This is a genomic window from Galbitalea soli, assembly GCF_010686725.1.
In the GTDB taxonomy this organism is placed as follows: Bacteria; Actinomycetota; Actinomycetes; order Actinomycetales; family Microbacteriaceae; genus Galbitalea; species Galbitalea soli.
The window spans coordinates 16,237-30,886 of sequence record NZ_JAAGWZ010000005.1 but is presented as its reverse complement, the minus strand read 5'-3'; the positions used below and the strand labels follow the sequence as shown (position 1 = coordinate 30,886).

The window sequence follows — 14,650 nt, the reverse complement described above, 5'->3', positions numbered from 1 at the left end:
TGCCGCGCGTGACGGTGGCGCGGCGTAGCCTGCGGGGCGAGGGAGGGGCCGTGACCGAGAACGTCGAGCGATGGTGGGCGCGCCGCCAGCGATCGAAGGGGATGCTCGTGCCCTACCCCGTCGGCCGGTACCGCGACGACTGGCAGCGCTACCCCGTGCTCATCAGGCAGTACCACCCCGAGTTCAACCGCGGCATCACCCTCACGCAGGTGCCGCCCGCCGCCGACGTGTATCTCACCTGGCAGTGCGATGTGGGGCACCTGTTCGTGGCGACGCCGGAGGAGCAGCGCGGGCGACCCGGCGGCGAGCGGCGGCGCTCGACCTGGTGCCCGGAGTGCGCGATCCTGGCGTCGCCGCCGCGGATCCGGCGACCGGCGGCCGGCGTCGAGACCGGCGGCGACGGTGCTGCGGGCGGGGCGGCGGTCGCAGTGACGCCCGCAGGTGGCGCGGCGGAGCGGACGGCGACGGCGGGGCAGGCGTCGCCGGCGGGGCCGGCGGCGGTCGCGCGCGACCGGGTGGCGCCCTACCCCTGCGGTCACCCGCGGGGCAGCGGGCGTCGGCGGGCCGGCGGGTGCCCGATCTGCCGCCACGCGCGCGCGGGCGCCGACCGGGTCGCCGTCGGGGAGGCCTTCGAGAGCGTCTGGGCGCCGAAGCCGGCGTCGGCGGCCGAGGGCGAGCTTCGGCAGCGCCTCGGCGAGCGCCTCCCCATTCCCTCAGAGGTCAACGCGGTGCGCGTCGCCCGGCCCTTCTTCGAGCATCTCGAGGTGTGGCCCGACATCGTGTTTCCCGAGCTTCGGATCGCGATCGAATACGACACGACGGGTCGGCACGGACTCGAACACGTAGGGCGGCGCGAGGAGACGGACCGGCGCAAAGACAGGTTGCTGCGCGCGGCCGGGTGGGAGGTCATCCGGGTGCGCTGCGGCAAGCTGCAGGCGCTGGGGCCGTACGACGTGCTGGCGTCGGGGGTGACGAAGCGGGTGATCGAGGAGGTGATCGATCGAATGCGCGAGATCGCCGGCGACCTCATCGTCGAGTCGTACCTGCGGGAACGCGCCGCGACCGCAGGGGGCGTCATGCGCGATGCCCCTGATCGCGAGACGACCGACCCCGCGACCGACCGCGCGACCACCCGCCGCGAGACCGCGTAGATTGGCGAGACTGCGAGTGTTGACGAGGGAGTGCCGGTGAGCGACGTCCGTGCCGAGTGGGATGAACGGTACCGCGAGGCGCACGGCGGCCACCACGGCTCGCTCTGGGTCAGCCACCCGCACGCCGAGTTGCGCGCGATCGTGACCGGCCTGCCGCCCGCGGGAGCGGCGCCGCGGCGCGCCCTCGACATCGCGACCGGTGACGGACGCAACGCCATCTGGCTCGCGCGGCACGGGTGGCAGACCACCGCGGTCGACTTCTCGGCGCAGGCGCTCGCCATCGCGCGCGAGCATGCGGAGGAGGCGGGTGTCGCGCCCGAGTTCGTGTGCGCGAGCATCCTCGACTGGGCGACCGATGACCGCTTCGACCTCGTGACCGTCACCTACCTGCACCTCGGGGACGAGCCGATCCGCGCCCTGCTGCAGCGAATCGCGGGCTGGTTGGCGCCCGGTGGCACGGTGGTCATGATCGGCCACGACGTCGACAACGTCGCCGCGGGCGGGCACGGCCCCGCCGATCCCGCCGTGCTCTGGACGCCGGCGCTGCTGCGCGACGCGGCCCTCGGCGCGGGGCTCGTGGTGGAGCGCTGCGAGTCGCTGCTCCGCGACGCCGCCGCCGACCCCGAGAAGCCGGACGAGGAGGGCGCCTCGGTGGACACCCTCCTCGTTGCTCGCCGACCGTGAGTGAGCCGGCGCCCGCCCGCTAGCGCTGGCGGTAGTAGCTCCGCCAGACGAGCCGGTGCAGCGGAATGAGCCGCGGCAGGTCGCGCAGACCCGGGATGACCGACACGAGCGCGAGCGCGAGAGTCAGCAGCCCCATCAGCCCCACCACGACCAGGTCGGCATTCGGCAGGTCGCCGATGACCGGCAGCTGGTACCAGAACGAGAACAACCAGAGCCAGGACTGCCCGGGGTAGTTGCCCGTTTCGTTCATCATCCCCCACTGGTCGCCCGTCAGGTGCATCCCCGCGGCCAGGCCCGGGAAGTACTGCCCGTCGCCGAGGAACAGGATCGTGCGCGTGTAGTCGAAGTTGAATACGCCGCCCTCCTGCTGGATCGCGCCGTCGACGCCGCCCGTGACCGCCTCCGCCTGGAGGGTCGCGGTCAACTCGGGCACCGGCCCGTAGTCGCCCGCGGCGACCTTCGCGGGGTCGCCCTTCGGGGCCTTCGCGAGCGCCTCGCCGTACGCGGTGGCCCAGTCGGTGCGCTGGGTGTCGGATGCCGCGGCCCAGGTGGCCCGCGCATCCGCTGCAGCGCCCAGCGTGGTGAGCGGCGTGATCACGAGATCCTTCGCCGTGTCGATGGGCAGGCGGGTACCCGACATCGACTGGAGGTCGATCGGCCCGAGCGTCTGGGTCGCGCCCGCGGTCGTCGTGTAGGGCGGCCCGTAGCCCGCGGTGTCGGTCGTGCCGGCGAGCTCACCGGTCGCGGTCGCGATGAAGTCGGCGGGGGCCGCCGTCGCCCACGTCTTGAGGGTGATCGTCTTGTCGTCGGGGGATCCCACGATCGCGGCGAGCGCGAGGACGAGCACTCCCACCACGCCGACGCCGATGGCGAGCTCCTTGAAGAGGTCGTACTCGCGCACCCGGCCGGCCCAGGGGCGAGCGTCGAGGTCGTCGCGGTGCGTGCTGTCGTGCTTGGTCATGTCACTCTCCGGTCGTGTCGGGGTGGGTGAGCTGGGCATCCGTCTCGCTCGCCTCGAGTGGCGGAACGACGCCGTGCACGCGCACGAGCACCACGTGGAAGGCGACGATCGCCAGAACGCCGATCGGCAGGATCAGGATGTGCCACATGAACATCTGGCCGAAGTTGGTGACGTTGAACCACGCACCGATGCCGGTCGCGTTGAGGGCATCCTTGGCCTGGAAGGAGATCCACTCGGAGTCGAAGTTGGTCTGCACGAGGTACCCGGTGAAGCCCGCCACGATGGAAACCGCGAAGGAGACGACGCCGGTGATCCAGGTGAGCACGCGCTTGCCGCGCCAGGCGGCCATCCAGAACTTGCCCCACAGGTGCACGACCATGAAGAAGAAGAACAGCTCGACCGACCAGAGGTGCACGCTGTTCACGAAGTGACCGAGTGCCGAGACGTGGTACCAGGTGGGCCCGTTGAAGGAGAGCACGACGCCGGAGGCGATGATGAAGAGCAGCGAGCCGATCGCGCCCATGCCGAGCACGTAGATCCAGGAGGCGACGTAGCTCGGCTGCGTGTTGGGCAGCAGCTTGTCGGGCGGCAGCTTGCCGAGCAGCCAGCGGCGGGTGCGGCCGGTCCAGGTGCGGTCTTCCTCGGCGGCGGGGGGCTGGGTCGGGGTTGCGGTTGGGCTTGGGGTTGCGGTGGCGGTGGCGGTTGGGGTTGGGGTGGCGGTCGCGGCTGAGGTCGCGGTCGGCGCGGCGGCGCGCTCCTGGCCCGGCGTTACGGCGGTCACTTACGGCCCCGGCTTCCCGGGAACGGCAGCACGAGGGCGAGCACGAAGACGGCGAGCATCGCGACGATCACGATCAGGTTGCCGAGTTGGATGCCGAATACGCCCCAGGTCAGGAAGATGTCACTCGAAGTGTTCACGGTGCGAGCCTGCCCGCCCCGCGCGGGCGCGGACAGTGCCATTGGTCCCTCGTGCGACCCCGCGAGTTGGCACTCAGCGAGACCCCGCGAGTTGGCACTTTTTGTCGCACAACGTGTGCGCGAGCAGCCAAATCGGCAACCAGAGCCCGCCTCCGCCGCATGTTGCACAAATTTGTCCCGCTGGGAGGGCCGCGCGGCCGGTGCAGGCGTGCGCGGCGGAGGCAGGCGACCGGTCGGATGATCGCGCGCAGGCCACTGCGGAGACCGCGCGGCCGTGGCCGCTCGGCACTCCGCCGCGCGGCTCGACTACCGCCAGCACCCTCGTTTCGCTGCACAAAGGGGCGCAACTCGTCGCGCGGGGCGCGATGAGTTGGCGATTTTCCCCTGCGGGCGCCGCAAGTTGGACAAAAAGTGCCAACTCGCGGGGACAAGAATGGGCGCGCCCCTACGCGAGCGACATGAACAGCTTTTCGAGCTCGTCGACGGTGAGCTCCTCGTCGCCGTCGCCGAGGCACCGCTTCATGGCGCTCGACACGATGACGAAGCCGGCACGGTCGACGGCACTCGACACCGCGGAGAGCTGGGTGACGACATCCTTGCACCCGGCGCCCGACTCGACCGCCGCGATCACGGCCGCGAGTTGCCCCTGGGCACGCCTCAGGCGGTTGAGAACCACGCGCTGTTCCGCCGCGCGATCCGGCGTGGCCGCCGCCGAGCCCACCGCAGTCGAGCCCGCAGTCGAGCCCGCCACCGCGCCCACCGCAGTCGATCCCGCAGTCGAGCCCGCCGCAGCCGCCGGCCCCTCGCCGCTCACGACCGCTCCCGTCGCGGCGCGCCGGCCGCCACCCCGCGCGCCCGACCCGTCACGACCGGGCCACCGGCGGCGCTCCACGCACGCATTCCGCCGCGCACCGACGACACGTCGAAGCCCTTCGCGGCGAGGGTGCGCGCGGCGAACGCCGACCGCACTCCCGACTTGCAGATGGTGACGATCCGCACACCGTCGGGCAGGCTGCTGGCCGCGCGGTCGACCTGGTCGAGCGGAATGTGCCGGGCGCCGGGCGCGTGGCCCGCGGCCCACTCGGCGTCGGTACGGACATCCACCAGGATGCCCCCGGCGTCGACGATGCTGCGCGCACGGGCACCATCGATGGAGGCCGGGCGCGAACCGAAGAGGCGATTCAGGATGCCCATGGCTCAGGCCTCCGTCGACACCGGCAGCTGCGCGGCTCGCCACGCGCCCGTGCCGCCCACGACGTTCACGGCGTCGTAGTCGAGTCCGCCGAGGTACTGCGCCGCCTGCGCGCTGCGCCCGCCCGCCTCGCAGATGATGTACAGGGTCTCATCGGCGGGAAGCTCGCCGATGCGCTCGATGAGGCTGCCGAGCGGGATGTTGACGGCCTGCGGCACGTGGCCGCTCACGAACTCGAACGGCTCGCGCACGTCGATGACGGTCGCGCCGGGCGCTGCGGCGAGCTCGGTGACGGTGATCTGGTTCATACGGTGCTCCTCTGGATGCGGGGGTGGGGATGGGTGAGGGAGGTGCCGGCGCGCCACGTGAGGTAGCCGCCGTCGAGGTTGCGCACGCTGAAGCCGTGCTGGGTGAGAAGCCGGGCCGCCGTGTGGCCGCGCTGCCCGACCTGGCAGTGCACGATGAACGGCGTGTCGGGCAGTTCGAAGAGGCGGTCGCGCAGCTCGTCGAGCGGGATGTTCAGCGCGCCGGGGATGTGCCCGGCGTCGTACTCGTCCTCGCGCCGGACATCCACGATCAGCTCGCCGAGCTCCTGGGCGAGGTCGACCTCGTGCCACTGCACGGTCTCCGTCACGCCGGTCGCCACGTTCTCGGCCACGTACCCCAGCTGGTTGATCGCGTCCTTCGCCGAGCCGTACTGGGGAGCGTAGGCGAGTTCCAGCCGACTGAGCGCGGAGGCGGTGAGTCCCGCCGACATGGCGGTCGCGATCACGTCGATGCGCTTGTCGACACCCTCCCCGCCCACGATCTGCGCGCCCAGGATGGCGTCGGTGCCGGGGTCGACGAGAAGTTTCATGTGCATGGTCTCGGCGTCGGGGTAGTACGTGGCGTGCGACGCGGGATGCGTGTGCACGACTCGGTGCGCTCGGCCCGCGGCCACGAGGCGCGACTCGCTCCAGCCGACGCTCGCGATGGTCTGGCCGAAGAGTCCCACGATCGCGGTTCCGAGCGCGGGCGCAGCCGGGGTCGCGGTGCCGGCGATGCTGTCCGCTGCGGCGCGTCCGTGGCGGTTGGCGAGCCCCGCCATGGCGATGAGGCTGCCCCCGCCGCCGACCGCATCGGTCTTCTCGGTGCCGTCGCCGACGGCGTAGATGAGCGGGTCGCTCGTGCGCTGCTGAGCATCGACCCAGATGCCGCCGCTCTCGCCGATCCGCAGGCCGGCGGCGCGGGCGAGGGAGGTGTCGGGGTGCACGCCGGTCGCGTCGATGACGACGTCGGCGCGGATGCTCGTGCCATCGCTCAGCTGCAGCCGGTCATCCTCGACCCCGGTCACGGTCGTGGACGTGCGGATCTCGACCCCGGCCGCGGCCACGCGCTCCTGCACGAGAGCGGCGAGCTCGACGTCGAGCGGCGAGAGGATATGCGGCCCGCGCTGCACGACGGTGACGCTCACGCCGCGCCGCACGAGGTTCTCCACCGCCTCGACCCCGATGAAGCCGCCGCCGATGACGACCGCGGAGGGAGCGGTGGGGAGCGACCCGAGCACGCGGGTGATGTGGTCGACGTCGTCGACGGTGCGGAGCGAGAACGAGGGGATGCCGCCCGTGCGGGGCTCGGTACTGGTCGCCCCTCCGGCGAGGATGAGCCGGTCGTAGTGCTGCTCCGCGGTCTGCGACGTGCCGGTGGGGCGGATGGTGACCGTCTGCGCGTCGCGGTCGATCGCGACGACCTCGTGGCCGGTGCGCACGTCGAGGCGGAAGCGCGCCGCGAGCCCCTCCGGGGTCTGCAGGAGGAGGGAGTCGCGATCCTCGATGACACCGCCGACGTAGTACGGCAGGCCGCAGTTGGCGTACGACACGTAGTCGCCGCGTTCGACGACGATGATGTGGGCGTTCTCGTCGAGGCGTCGGAGGCGGGTCGCGGCGGACATCCCGCCCGCAACACCCCCGACGATGACGACGGTGAGGGGCACGTTCATACCTTCAGGATACCCCAGGGGGTATGTGAGCCCGCTGGGAGTGCGGCGGCAGGTGCGGCAGCGGGGTTCCGGCCGAGACGCCCGCAGCGCGCCCTCGCGGGCGCCACGCGTCACCGCTCGCCGAGCGCCCCGACCGCGCGCAGGAACTCGCCCATCACGGTGTGGTTGTAGGTGGCCGGGTCGAGATGGGTGGGCAGCACCTCGCCGCGAAGGTAGGCCCGCAGGCCGTCGGCGAGCGCCGCATCCGTCTGCTCCACGACCCAGGGCGGTGCGCCGTCGGAGTCGGGAAGGGCATCGCGCACCGAGGCGAACTCGACCGAGACGATCGGTTTGCCGAGGGCGGCCGCCTCGAGAATGACCATCGGCTGCCCCTCGTAATCACTCGACATCACGAAGCAGTCGGCCGCGGCCATGATCGCGAACGGGTTGGCGAACGGCCCCACCGTCCAGGCCGCGTTCTCGATGCCGAGGCTCTCGATGAGCGCGTCGAGCTCCGCCTCGAGCGGCCCGTAGCCGACGAGCAGCAGGCGCGTGTGCGGTTGCTCGGCGTGCACCGCGGCGAAGGCTCGAAGCAGGCGAGCCTGGTTCTTCTCGGGCGAGTAACGCCCGACGGTGACGAACCAGACAGTCTCGCGGGCGGGGTCGGAGAGCTCGTGCGCCCACGCCGGCACGACCCGCACGCCGGCGTCGGGCTCCGACACGCCTGCCGCCGCGACGCCTGACCCGGTCCCGGTCGCCGTCCCGGCTCCCGCGCCCGACGCGGCCGCAGCACCCAGCGCCGGCTCGACGAACTCGGGGAAGTCGATGATCCGCTCCCCCGCCCCCGCGAGCACGCGGCTCGCGTCGAGCGGGTTGCGCGCCGATCGGAAGTGGCTGGCCGGAATGTGCGAGCCGGCGAGCGCCTCACGGTTGATGTCGGAGAGGGAGGGGGAGACGGAGACCAGCGCGTCGAAGTCGGGGTACAAGCCGAACACCGCGGGGAGGTTGCGCTTCATCGCGCGCGCCCGGCCCACCTCCGCCGACATGTCGTTGTGCAGCCAGATCGCGTGCACCGCGTCCGGGGAGTGCAGCAGCAGGGTCGCCCAGAAGGGCGAGTACCCCGAGAAGTCGACGACGGCGTCGAAGTGCGAGTCGCCGTAGCAGCGCATCCACTCGGCGTCCCACATCGCGCTCTGCGCCGGGATCGTGCGATGGATGCTCGTCCCCGCCGACCACTCCCCCGCCTTGCGCCGCACGGCCGTCAGCTTGCTGCCGTTCATTCCGCCCTGGCGCGGGAACTGCCGCACATGAGCGGGGATGAGCGCCTGGTTCGCGATCTGCTGCGCGCTGCGCGGGGAGGCGAAGGTGGCGGAGACGTCGACGTTCTCCTCGCCGAGTGCGGACAGCAGGTTGAGGGCGGAGGAGGTGATGCCGTTGGAACGCATGCCGCCCAGGTGGATGAGCACGGAGGGCCGGTCATCCGAGGCGAGGGATCGCACCCGGTAGCCGTCTCGCTGCCCGCGGAAGACGATGTCGACGACTCGTCGGGCGCTGTCGCTGCGCGAGCCGTCCTCGAACCGGGATGACCAGTCCGCCCGCCGCGCGGCGACGGCGGCGTCCTCCGCCTCGGCCAGCACCCCGTCGGCCAGTTGCGCCGCCGTCGTGCACACCTCGCCCGGCCACTCCTGCGGCGGGAAGTAGGTGCCGCGCACATCGGAGTAGTCGCCCATGTCGGGCGCGTAGAACAGGATCCGGCGACCGGTGCCGAGGAAGTCGAAGAAGATGGAGGAGTAGTCGGTCACGAGGGTGTCGGTCAGACCGAGCACGACGTTGGTGGGGATGTCGTTGGGAACGAGGATTCGCGCGAGCTCGGGGATCCGGCCCGCGAACCGGCTCACGATCTGGTGGGTCTTGAGCAGCACGACGTGGCGATCGGATCCCAGCCGACCCTGCACCTCGCGCACCGTCGAGAGCAGCTCCTCGACGTTGTCGGCGGCCCGGTTGAAGGTCGTGCCGCGCCAGGTGGGCGCGTAGAGCACGATGCGGCGGTCGCCGATGCTGAGTCCGCGGGCCTCGAGCGCGGCGCGGGCGGCGGCGACGCCCCCATCGTCCATGACCTGCCGGTCCACGCGGGGGTAGCCCTCCTCGATGACGAGCCCGCGGTAGAGGCCGTCGAGCTTGTAGGCCGAGGCGTACATGGTGTCGGTCATCCACGGGTTCTGCGACAGCAGGTAGTCGGCCGCGACGAAGTTGCGGAGCGTGTTGGCCGCCTCCATCGCGCCGTTGGGCATGTCGTAGCCCATGAGCTTGAGCGGGGTGCCGTGCCAGGTGTTGAGGTAGACCTGGCCCGGCCGCTTGCCGAACTCGGGCGGGAAGGTCGCGTTGTTGATCAGGTAGCCGCTCGTGGAGAGCGCGCGGAAGTAGGCGACGGAGCGCCGCCGCACGAATCGCACCCGCGGATCGTCGGCGAACTCGCGCAGGATCGGGTCATGGCTGGAGGCGGGGTCGAGCGCCCAGATGTGCAGGAGGTCGTCGAGGTCGGGGGCGCGCAGCAACTCGCGGAAGATCGCCTCGGGATTGCACAGGGCGCCGTTGCCGGCGAACGACTCGTACAGCACCGCGCGCGGTCGGAGGGCGCCCCGCCGGGTGACCGCGACGAGCTCGTACTGCAGCGCCCGGGTGATCTGTCGGAAGCGCCTGAGGAACGCACGCCTCACGCGAAAACCACCATGCACCCCAACCTACTGCGAGCCGTGCGACGCCCAGGCCCGCTGCCACAACGGTTCCACAACGAACCACGCTCGCGGCGCGAAACGAATCACGCCCGCGGAGCGACACGAGCCCGCGGGCGGGTCACACCACCCGCCCCCGCGGAGTCAGCGGAACAGCAGCACCAGGAACGACGCGACGCCCGCGACGAGGGAGTAGACGGCGAAGGGGATGAGCGTGCGCGTGCGGAAGTAGCGGTCGAGGAAGGCGACCGCGAACAGGGCGCAGACGAAGGCGGCGGCGCTCCCAGCGAGCACCTGACCGTGAATGCCCGCACCGAGCGGCCCGAACAGGTCGGGCAGCTTGAGCAGTCCGGCGGCGAAGATGACCGGGGTCGCGAGCAGGAAGGAGAAGCGGGCCGCCTCCCGGTGCGTGAGGCCGGCCGCCATGCCGGCGACCATCGTCACGCCCGAGCGGCTGATGCCGGGGAGGAGTGCCACGCTCTGCACCGTTCCGATCAGCACACCGCGCCGGATGCTCATCGTGCCGAGGATCACGTCTTCGTCCCGCTCGTCGCCGCTCTCGGCGCGGGTTCGCTCAGCGATCTCCGCGGTGCGCAGTCCGCGGCGGCGCACCAGCTCGCCCACGAGGAGCACGACGCCGTTGGCGGCGAGGAACGCGGCGGCGGGCAGCGGCGTGCCGAGTACCGTCCGGAAGGTGTGCTCGAGAAGAAGCCCGATGATTCCCACCGGGATGGTGGCGAGGATGATCAGCCAGGCGAGCCGCTCCGAGCTGTTCGACAGCCTCCGGTACCGGATCGACGTCACGAATCCGCCGATGATCCGCACCCAGTCGCGCCAGAAGAAGAGGAGCAGCGCGAGGGCGGTGGCCACGTGCAGGCCGACGATGAAGGCGAGATAGGGCGACTCGGGCGCCGACACGGAGAGGTCGCTCGCCCACTGTCCGCCGACGAGGGCGGGGATGATCACCGCGTGGCCGAGGCTGGAGATGGGGAAGAGCTCGCTGATGCCCTGCACGGCCCCCATGATGATGGCCTCGGGATAGCTCAGGGGTGTGGTCATCCCAGCAGGCTACCGAGGCCGAGGCGTGCGGCAGGGCCGTGCCGCCGTTCCTGTACGCGGCCTCAGCCCAGGGTCGGATCTTCCAATACGGCTTCCAGCGCGAGCTCGGCGGCGCCGATCATGAGGAGCGAGGCTCCGAGCTCGGTCGGCACGATCGACGGCTGGCCCCGCGCGGCGCTGAGCGGTCCCGCGGCGACGACGCGGTCGAGGTGGTCTGGCTCGGCCGCCGAGATCGATCCGAGGAAGCCGCCGAGCACGATGAGTCGCGGGTTGAGCGCGTTGATGGCGTTGCCGAGCGCGAATCCGAGGTGGTCGAGCTGGCGATGCACCTCCGCGAGCACGGCGCGGTCGTCGGAGGCGAGCAGCGCGGCTTCGAGCTCATCCGCGTCGGCATCGTCGAGACCCAGCAGCTCGAGGAGCGGCTCCCGCCGAACCTCCGTCTCCAGACAGCCGGCGCCGCCGCAGTGACAGCGGATGCCGTTGCGCGTCACGATCGTGTGGCCGAGCTCGCCCGCGTAGCCGTCCGCGCCGAAGAGAAGCTCCCCGCCCGCGAGGATTCCGCCACCGATGCCGCTCGCGCCGCCGTTGAGGTAGATGAAGTCGGAGACGCCCCGCCCCGCCCCGAAGGTGCTCTCGGCGAGCGTGCCGAGATTCGCGTCATTGGCCGCGCGCACGGGCAGGCCCGTCGCCCGGGCGAGCATCGCGGCGAAGGGCTGGTTCTCCCAGCCGAGGTGCGGGGCCAGGCGCACGAGCCCGTCGGCGACGCGCACGAGCCCGGGAACGGCGACCCCGATGCCGAACACGCGGTGGGCCGGCTCCAGTTCGGCCCGCAGCTCCGCGACGATGTCAGCCGTGATCTCGGCGGCCTGTTCGGCGGTGGGGATCACCGCGGTCGCGCGTCGCACCCGTCGGAGGACGCGACCACCGAGGCCGACCACGCCGACCGTGATCGCATCGATCTCGGGGTTCACCGCGATGCCGACGGGGCGGTCGCCGGGGAGGGTCATCGGGCTGGGGCGCCCCACCTGATTGCGGGCATCCGGCTCGCCCTCGACGACGAGCTGGCGCTCGACGAGCTCGCCCACCAGGGCGGCGACGGTCGAGCGGTTGAGCCCCGTCTGCCGGGTGAGCGAGGAGCGCGGCACGCCGCCGGTGCGGTGCACGAGCCGCAGCACGACCGACAGATTATGCACGCGCACGCGATCGTTGCTGTTGCCGAGCGTCTTCGCCGCCTCTGCCGGGGTCACGGGCGACTCGCTCGGTCGCGGCTTCCAGACGTCATAGCTGCCGAGGTTACCCGACACGAGGGGGTGCGCGGGAGGATTTCGAGTGATATGTTTGTCGGAACAACAAATCATCAATGACGCTGAAGGATGACTCCCATGGCTCCCACCCCCACTCGCGCGGACAAGTTCTCGTTCGGACTCTGGACGATCGGCTACAACGGGGCCGACCCCTTCGGCGGACCCACCCGCGCTCCCCTCGACGTGGTGCACGCGGTGGAGAAGCTCTCCGAGCTCGGCGCCTACGGCCTCACCTTCCATGATGACGACCTGTTCGCCTTCGGATCGACGGATGCGGAGCGCCAGACCCAGATCGACCGCCTGAAGCAGGCGCTCGCCGACACGGGTCTCATCATCCCGATGGTCACGACGAACCTGTTCAGCGCGCCCGTCTTCAAAGACGGCGGCTTCACCTCCAACGACCGCGGGGTGCGCCGCTTCGCGCTGCGCAAGGTGCTGCGCAACCTCGACCTCGCCGCCGAGCTGGGCGCGAAGACCTTCGTCATGTGGGGCGGCCGCGAGGGCGCCGAGTACGACGCCGCGAAGGACATCCGCCAGGCGCTCGAGCGCTACCGCGAGGCGGTCAACCTGCTGGGCGACTACGTGACCGACAAGGGCTATGACATCCGCTTCGCCATCGAGCCGAAGCCCAACGAGCCGCGCGGTGACATCCTGCTCCCCACGGTCGGCCACGCGATGGCCTTCATCGAGACCCTCGAGCGCCCCGAGCTGGTCGGCGTCAACCCCGAGGTCGGGCACGAGCAGATGGCCGGGCTCAACTTCGCCTCCGGCATCGCGCAGGCGCTCTACCAGGGCAAGCTCTACCACATCGACCTCAACGGGCAGCGCGGCATCAAGTACGACCAGGACCTCGTCTTCGGTCACGGTGACCTGCACAACGCCTTCGCGCTCGTCGACCTGCTCGAGAACGGCGGCCCGGCGGGCGGCCCGAGCTATGACGGACCGCGCCACTTCGACTACAAGCCGTCGCGCACCGAGGACGAGACGGGCGTGTGGGACTCCGCCTCCGCCAACATGAGCACCTACCTGCTGCTCAAGGAGCGGACCGCGGCCTTCCGCGCCGACCCGGAGGTGCAGGAGGCGCTCGAGGCCTCCCGTGTGTTCGAGCTCGCGCAGCCGACCCTGGGCGAGGGCGAGAGCTACGACGCCCTCCTCGCCGACCCCGCCTCCTACGAGGAATTCGACTCCGGCGCCTACTTCAACGGCCGCGGTTTCGGCTTCGTGCGGCTCCAGCAGCTGGCCACGGAGCACCTCATGGGCGCTCGGGGCTGATCGCTCGATGACCCTCGTCGCCGGCGTCGACTCGTCCACCCAGAGCTGCAAGGTCGTCATCCGGGATGCGCACACCGGGGCCACCGTGCGCACCGGCCGCGCCACCCACCCCACGGGCACCGCCGTCGATCCCGAGGCCTGGTGGAGCGCGCTCCAGACCGCGATCACCGACGCGGGGGGCTTCGACGACGTCGCCGCGGTGTCGATCGCGGGCCAGCAGCACGGCATGGTGGTGCTCGACTCCGCCGGCACGGTGATCCGGGATGCCCTGCTCTGGAACGACACACGCTCGGCGGCCGCGGCGCAGCAGCTGATCGAGGAGGTGGGCGCGGGCGAGTTCGCGCGACGCACCGGTTCGGTGCCGGTCGCCTCCTTCACACTGACGAAGCTGCGCTGGCTCGCCGACACGGAGCCCGACAACGCGGCGCGCATCGCGGCGGTCGCGCTCCCGCACGACTGGCTGAGCTGGCGACTGCGCGGATTCGGGCCCGAGAACCCCGCGCTCGACGAATTGTTCACCGACCGCTCCGACGCGAGCGGCACGGTGTACTTCAACCCCGCGACGAACGAGTACGACCGGGAGCTGCTCGCGATCGGCCTGCGCCGCACGGCGGAGGACGTGGCGGGCATCGTGCTGCCGGTCATCCTCGCGCCCGGGGAGTCTCGCCCCGTCGTCGCCGACACACCGCTGATCCCCGTGGGAACCCCGGTGGCCGCCGGCGCGGGTGACAACGCGGGCGGCGCGCTCGGGCTCGGCGCGGCCCAGGGCGACGTCGTGATCTCGATCGGCACGAGCGGCACTGTGTTCGCCGTGACCGACGCCCCGATCGCCGACGAGTCGGGCACCGTCGCGGGCTTCGCCGACGCCTCAGGCCTCTACCTGCCGCTCGTCGCCACCCTCAACGCGGCGCGGATCCTCGACTCGATCGCCGGTCTGCTCGGGGTCGACCACGAGGAGCTGGGGCGGCTCGCGCTCCAGGCGGAGCCCGGCTCCGGCGGCCTCGTGCTGCACCCCTACTTCGAAGGCGAGCGCACCCCCAACCTGCCCGACGCGACGGCGACGCTCACGGGTATGACGCTCGCCTCGACCACCCGGCCACGCCTCGCCCGGGCGGCGATCGAGGGGATGCTCTGCGCCCTCGCCGACGGACTCGACGCCGTCACCCGGCTCGGCGTCCGCGCCGACCGACTGCTGCTGATCGGCGGCGCGGCCCAGAACGAGGCCGTGTCCGCGATCGCGGCGCAGGTGTTCGATATCCCCGTGGTGGTTCCGGAGCCCGGCGAGTTCGTGGCCGCCGGAGCCGCCGTGCAGGCCGCGTGGGCACTGACGGGTGCGCGTCCGGAGTGGCCGGTGGGGGTCGTGGCTCAGCCCCCGGTCGACTATCGGCCGGTCATCCGCGCGCAGTACGCCGCGTAGCGG

General features: G+C 71.6%; 14 protein-coding genes. 4 read left to right on the top strand and 10 right to left on the bottom strand.

What is annotated here, in order from left to right:
- Window positions 1-50: 50 nt before the first annotated feature.
- A complete protein-coding gene (locus tag G3T37_RS13815) occupies window positions 51-1,151 on the top strand; it encodes a zinc-ribbon domain-containing protein (RefSeq protein ID WP_338401276.1) in 1,101 nt (366 codons plus the stop codon).
- Between the two features lie 36 nt (window positions 1,152-1,187).
- A complete protein-coding gene (locus G3T37_RS13810) occupies window positions 1,188-1,835 on the top strand; it encodes a methyltransferase domain-containing protein (RefSeq protein ID WP_163474492.1) in 648 nt (215 codons plus the stop codon).
- Between the two features lie 19 nt (window positions 1,836-1,854).
- Here G3T37_RS13810 and G3T37_RS13805 read toward each other — a convergent pair whose 3' ends face one another.
- From G3T37_RS13805 to G3T37_RS13760, 10 genes are all read right to left on the bottom strand, one after another.
- Window positions 1,855-2,796 carry a hypothetical protein gene (locus G3T37_RS13805; protein ID WP_194241659.1) on the bottom strand — a complete coding sequence of 314 codons (942 nt, stop codon included), beginning with the start codon at window positions 2,794-2,796 and terminating at the stop codon, window positions 1,855-1,857.
- Between the two features lies 1 nt (window position 2,797).
- Window positions 2,798-3,577, bottom strand: a complete 780-nt coding sequence (locus G3T37_RS13800; RefSeq protein ID WP_338401275.1) for a cytochrome b N-terminal domain-containing protein — start codon at window positions 3,575-3,577, stop codon at window positions 2,798-2,800.
- A complete protein-coding gene (locus G3T37_RS13795) occupies window positions 3,574-3,714 on the bottom strand; it encodes a hypothetical protein (protein ID WP_163474491.1) in 141 nt (46 codons plus the stop codon). The genes G3T37_RS13800 and G3T37_RS13795 overlap by 4 nt, the downstream gene beginning before the upstream one ends.
- 445 nt (window positions 3,715-4,159) lie before the next feature.
- Window positions 4,160-4,435: a metal-sensing transcriptional repressor gene (locus G3T37_RS15040; RefSeq protein WP_163474612.1), complete on the bottom strand. Its 276-nt coding sequence runs from the start codon at window positions 4,433-4,435 to the stop codon at window positions 4,160-4,162.
- An 89-nt stretch (window positions 4,436-4,524) separates the two neighbouring features.
- The gene (locus tag G3T37_RS13785) at window positions 4,525-4,908 is read right to left on the bottom strand and encodes a rhodanese-like domain-containing protein (protein ID WP_163474490.1); all 384 of its coding nucleotides are present in this window, start codon (window positions 4,906-4,908) and stop codon (window positions 4,525-4,527) included.
- Window positions 4,909-4,911: 3 nt separating this feature from the next.
- A complete protein-coding gene (locus tag G3T37_RS13780) occupies window positions 4,912-5,214 on the bottom strand; it encodes a rhodanese-like domain-containing protein (protein WP_163474489.1) in 303 nt (100 codons plus the stop codon).
- Entirely contained in the window at window positions 5,211-6,884 is a 1,674-nt protein-coding gene (locus G3T37_RS13775; RefSeq protein ID WP_163474488.1) for an FAD-dependent oxidoreductase, read from the bottom strand. Before G3T37_RS13775 ends, G3T37_RS13780 begins: the two co-directional genes overlap by 4 nt.
- A gap of 110 nt (window positions 6,885-6,994) precedes the next feature.
- Entirely contained in the window at window positions 6,995-9,580 is a 2,586-nt protein-coding gene (locus G3T37_RS13770; RefSeq protein WP_163474487.1) for a CDP-glycerol glycerophosphotransferase family protein, read from the bottom strand.
- 159 nt (window positions 9,581-9,739) lie between these two features.
- Window positions 9,740-10,654 carry an undecaprenyl-diphosphate phosphatase gene (locus G3T37_RS13765; protein ID WP_163474486.1) on the bottom strand — a complete coding sequence of 305 codons (915 nt, stop codon included), beginning with the start codon at window positions 10,652-10,654 and terminating at the stop codon, window positions 9,740-9,742.
- A gap of 62 nt (window positions 10,655-10,716) precedes the next feature.
- On the bottom strand, window positions 10,717-11,958 hold the full coding sequence (locus G3T37_RS13760; RefSeq protein WP_338401274.1) for an ROK family protein: 1,242 nt from the start codon (window positions 11,956-11,958) through the stop codon (window positions 10,717-10,719).
- Window positions 11,959-12,036: 78 nt separating this feature from the next.
- On the opposite strand from G3T37_RS13760, the gene xylA reads away from it, so the two are divergent.
- Window positions 12,037-13,230, top strand: coding sequence for a xylose isomerase (gene xylA / locus G3T37_RS13755; protein ID WP_163474484.1), 1,194 nt, complete (start codon window positions 12,037-12,039; stop codon window positions 13,228-13,230).
- A gap of 7 nt (window positions 13,231-13,237) precedes the next feature.
- The gene (xylB, locus tag G3T37_RS13750; protein WP_163474483.1) at window positions 13,238-14,647 is read left to right on the top strand and encodes a xylulokinase; all 1,410 of its coding nucleotides are present in this window, start codon (window positions 13,238-13,240) and stop codon (window positions 14,645-14,647) included.
- Window positions 14,648-14,650: the final 3 nt, after the last annotated feature.

What these genes read in the sequence shown, in the direction of transcription:
- G3T37_RS13805 (WP_194241659.1), bottom strand. Translation starts at nt 2,796, where the DNA reads ATGACCAAGCACGACAGCACGCACCGCGACGACCTCGACGCTCGCCCC.
- G3T37_RS13785 (WP_163474490.1), bottom strand. Translation starts at nt 4,908, where the DNA reads ATGGGCATCCTGAATCGCCTCTTCGGTTCGCGCCCGGCCTCCATCGAT.
- G3T37_RS13780 (WP_163474489.1), bottom strand. Translation starts at nt 5,214, where the DNA reads ATGAACCAGATCACCGTCACCGAGCTCGCCGCAGCGCCCGGCGCGACC.
- G3T37_RS13775 (WP_163474488.1), bottom strand. Translation starts at nt 6,884, where the DNA reads ATGAACGTGCCCCTCACCGTCGTCATCGTCGGGGGTGTTGCGGGCGGG.
- G3T37_RS13765 (WP_163474486.1), bottom strand. Translation starts at nt 10,654, where the DNA reads ATGACCACACCCCTGAGCTATCCCGAGGCCATCATCATGGGGGCCGTG.
- xylA (WP_163474484.1), top strand. Translation starts at nt 12,037, where the DNA reads ATGGCTCCCACCCCCACTCGCGCGGACAAGTTCTCGTTCGGACTCTGG.
- xylB (WP_163474483.1), top strand. Translation starts at nt 13,238, where the DNA reads ATGACCCTCGTCGCCGGCGTCGACTCGTCCACCCAGAGCTGCAAGGTC.